This is a genomic window from Salipiger sp. PrR007 (genome assembly GCF_010499845.1).
GTDB lineage: Bacteria > Pseudomonadota > Alphaproteobacteria > Rhodobacterales > Rhodobacteraceae > Salipiger > Salipiger pacificus_A.
The window spans coordinates 1-3,852 of sequence record NZ_JAAGOZ010000068.1 but is presented as its reverse complement, the minus strand read 5'-3'; the positions used below and the strand labels follow the sequence as shown (position 1 = coordinate 3,852).

At 68.1% G+C, this 3,852-nt stretch carries 4 protein-coding genes; all 4 read left to right on the top strand.

Features of this window, described 5'->3' with window-relative positions:
* A partial coding sequence (locus G0Q01_RS27430) for a terminase gpA endonuclease subunit (protein WP_203595134.1) occupies window positions 1-1,131 on the top strand: 1,131 nt, incomplete at its 5' end.
* Window positions 1,124-1,339 (top strand): gpW family head-tail joining protein, encoded by a 216-nt coding sequence (gene gpW / locus G0Q01_RS27425; protein WP_370526781.1) that lies wholly within the window; start codon window positions 1,124-1,126, stop codon window positions 1,337-1,339. The genes G0Q01_RS27430 and gpW, both read left to right, overlap by 8 nt.
* Before the next feature lies 1 nt (window position 1,340).
* Window positions 1,341-2,945, top strand: coding sequence for a phage portal protein (locus G0Q01_RS27420; RefSeq protein WP_203595133.1), 1,605 nt, complete (start codon window positions 1,341-1,343; stop codon window positions 2,943-2,945).
* Window positions 2,946-2,949: 4 nt separating this feature from the next.
* Window positions 2,950-3,852: S49 family peptidase (locus G0Q01_RS27415; RefSeq protein ID WP_164213874.1), on the top strand; the 903-nt coding region annotated here is incomplete at its 3' end.

The following is a 3,852-nucleotide window of genomic DNA, read 5'->3' as shown; positions in this document are numbered from 1 at the left end:
GCCTATGCGCCGCAGCGGGACTGGGCCTCGATCGCGGTCGAATACGCGCAGATGATGGGCTGGACCCGGCTCGAGGCCGGACGCTCGAAAGCCGCCGAGGCGCAGGGGAGCACCGAGGCGCCCGGCAAGGCCGCCACCGCCAAGCCGATCAAGGCCGCGGTCGAGCAGGTGTTCTTCAACGACGTGCTGGGGCTTCCTTACGAGCAGGCGACCGATGCGCCGGATTGGGAAACCCTGCGTGATCGGACCGAGCATGCCGAGCCCGGCGCGGTGCTCGAGCTCGGCGTGCTGCCCGCAACGGGTTTCATCTTCGCGGCGGGTGTCGACTGCCAGGATGACCGCCTCGAGGTGCACCTGGTGGCCTTCGGTGCGAACCGGAGGCGCTGGGTCATCGACTACAAGGTGATCCCGCACCACATCGGCGACGAGGCCGGCCGGGACGCGCTGAACGCCCTGCTGCGCCAGGAGTGGCGCACCGAGCTGGGTCTGCGGGTGCCGCTCGACATCCTCGCGATCGACGGCGGCGCCTATACCGACGACGTGTGGAGCTGGGCGAAACGCCATCCCTGGGGCCGGGTGATCATCGTCAAGGGCGGCTCCACCGAGAACGGCCCGCTGATGGCGCTCCAGAAGTTCGATCGGCGCAGGGACGGCAAGGTGAAAAAGGCGCAGAAACGCGCCTTCAATCTCAACGTCTCGTCTCTGAAAGCGGGACTCTACGCGCACCTGCGCAAGGAAGACCCCGAGGAGCGCGGCTTCATCCAGTTCGCCAGGGCGCTTGGCGACGAATACTACCGGATGATCACCGCCGAGAACCGCGTGCTGAGCCGGAACAAGCAAGGTGTGATGACCAGCCGGTGGGTCCTGGTCGAGCCGACGCGCCGCAACGAAGCGCTCGACACTATGAACTATGCCGAGGCCGGCGCACTCCGGAAGGGCTGGGCGGCGATGACCGACGATCAGTGGGATGCCCTGACCGCCGAGCGCTCGGCCCCGGCACCGGACAAGCAGCCGGACCTCTTCGATGCATCTCTGCCGCTCCTCGCGGGCGCGCAACCGAAACCCAAGAGCAAGCCGGCCCGCAAGGCCACGCGGCTCGCCGATCTTCTGAGGGAGCAAAATGGTGGATAACGAAACCCTCACGAAACGCCTGGCCGAGGCCGAGGAAGCGCTGCACCAGCTGCGGATCGGCGGTCAGGTCGTGGTTGTCGGCTACGACGGGCACCGCACCGAATACACTCCGGCCAATGCGGCGGAGCTGCACCGCTACATCTCCTCGCTGCGCCGCCAGCTTGGCCTGGCGCGCGGTGGCCTCGCGTCTCGCCCGGTGAGGTTCTGACATGGCGGTGCGTTCGCTGACCGAGGTCCCGCGCATTCCCCGTAAGCGCGGCGCGCTCCGCGATGCCGGGTTCGGCGGCTCCACCCCCTATGTCGCGGCCGACACCGGCATCGACACGCTTGCCGGATTCCTGCCCTCGAACCGCGCGGTCGACGCCGAGGTGCTGCCCGGGCGCGATCGCATCACCGCGCGCGGCCGCGATCTCGGTCGCAACAATGGCTGGGCCGCCGGTGCGATCGCCAAGGAAGTCGATGGCGTCATTGGCGCGAACTTCCGGCCGCTCCTGAAGCCGGACTGGCGCGCCCTCGGGCTCGATGCGGACTGGGCGCAGGAGTTCAAGGAAACCATCGAGGCGCGCTGGCGGACCTACGCGGATGACCCGCGCAAGTTCTGCGACACCACGCGCAGCCAGACCATGCCGCAGCTCTTCGGCATGGCCTATCGGACGTACCTCGTCGAGGGCGAGGCGATTGGCCTGGTCAACTGGCGGGCCCGGCGGCCGTTCAAGACGACGATGCGCGTCGTTGATCCCGACTTGCTGAGCAATCCGAACGGGGCATCGGACGAAGCGCGGTTGCGCGGCGGCGTCGAGATCACCCGCGACGGCGTCGCGCGGGCCTACCATTTCCGGCAGGGCCATTACGCGACCAGCTGGGCCGATGTCACGGACGCGATGACCTGGAAGCGGATCGGCCGCGAGTCCGCGACCGGACGTCCGCAGGTGATCCACTTCTTCGACAAGACGCGGGATGGCCAGACCCGAGGCATCAGCCGCCTCGCGCCGATCATCGAGCGGCTGCGCATGGAGGACCACTACAGCCGGGTCGAACTGCAGGCGGCGGTGATCAACGCGGTGCTCGCCGCCTTCATCAAGAGCCCCATGGGCCCCGAGTCGATCAACGAGATGTTCGGGGATGACGAAGGCATGCGATCGCTCATTAACTATCAGACCGAGCGCAAAGAGTTCTACGGCAGCTCGGGCGGGGTGAAGATCGGCGGCGCGCGCATCAGCACGCTCTATCCCAACGACGAGATCGGCATGGTGCCGACCGCGCGGCCCGCGGCGCAGTTCGCCGACTTCGAGGCGGCGGTGCTGCGGCACATCGCGTCGGGCATGGGGATCAGCTACGAGCAACTCGCCTCGGACTGGTCGAAGACGAATTACTCGAGCGCCCGGGCGGCGATGATCGAGATCTGGCGAGGCTGGACCGCGCGCCGCACCGCCTTCGCGCAGGGCTTCTGCCAGCCGTTCTTCATGGCCTGGCTGGAAGAGCAGATCATGGATGGTCATGTGCGCCTGCCACGCGGCGCGCCTGACTTCTACGCATTCTGGCCGGCTTATGCCCGCGCCAAGTGGATCGGACCCGGCAAAGGGTTCGTCGATCCGGTCAAGGAAGCGCAGGCCGCGGCGATGCGCGTGTCGCTGGGGCTCTCGACACTCGAGGAAGAGGCGGCCGAGCTCACCGGGACCGACTACGCCGACAATATGGAGCAAATCGCGCGCGAGGTCTCGGCCATGCCCAAGGGCACGCTGCACCCGGCGCAGGAAAGCTTCGCGAAGCTGCTGGGCCCGACCATCGGCCCGAGCTTGAGCCCCGAGGACTGACATCATGCATCATCCGCAAATCGCGCAGCGTGTGTTTCACACGCCGCTTCTGGCTGCGCCGACGAAAGCCGCGGCCTTCATCATGGGGCTCGGCCCACGCCTGGTGGGCGCCGAGGTTGAGGTGGTGGGCGCCGAAGCGTCGCCCGAGGCCTTTCGCCGGGCGCGCGCGTCCCTCCTCGACGAGCGCCTCGAGGAGGGGATGCGCAGCGGCCGGCTCGGTGCCTACCGGGTCCGCGACGGGATTGCTGTGATCCCGGTGACCGGCGCGCTGATCCACCGGGGCGGATGGATCGGCAACAGCTCCGGGCAGACGTCTTACGAGGGGCTCGCGGCGCAAATCGAGATGGCGGCGAGTGACGGCATGGTGCGCGGCGTGGCGCTCGAGATCGACAGCCACGGCGGCGAGGTCGCGGGGTGCTTTTCGCTTGCGGACCAAATCCGCGAGCTGCGCGAGAAAAAGCCGGTCTGGGCCTTCATCAGCGATCACGCCTTCTCGGCCGCCTATGCCATCGCCTCGCAGGCAACCCGGATCGTGATGCCGCGCACCGGCGGGGCAGGCTCGATCGGCGTCATCTGCATGCATGCCGACAAAAGCGCTTTGCTCGAGCAGATGGGCGTGCAGGTGACGGTGATCTCGGCTGGGGCGCACAAGGCTGATGGCAACCCCTATGCCCCGCTTCCAGAGAGCGTGCGGGCGGACCTGCAGGCAGAAATGGAGCAACTGCGCTCGATTTTCGCCGAGACGGTTGGCGCCGGCCGCGGCGCCAAGCTCACCGCCGAGGCGGCCCTAGCCACAGAAGCCCGCTGCCTGATCGGCGCTGACGCGGTCGAGGCGGGCCTCGCCGACGAGATCGCCAACCCGCGCGAGGCCTTCGAGGCCTTCGCCGATGACCTCTATGGCCGCAGA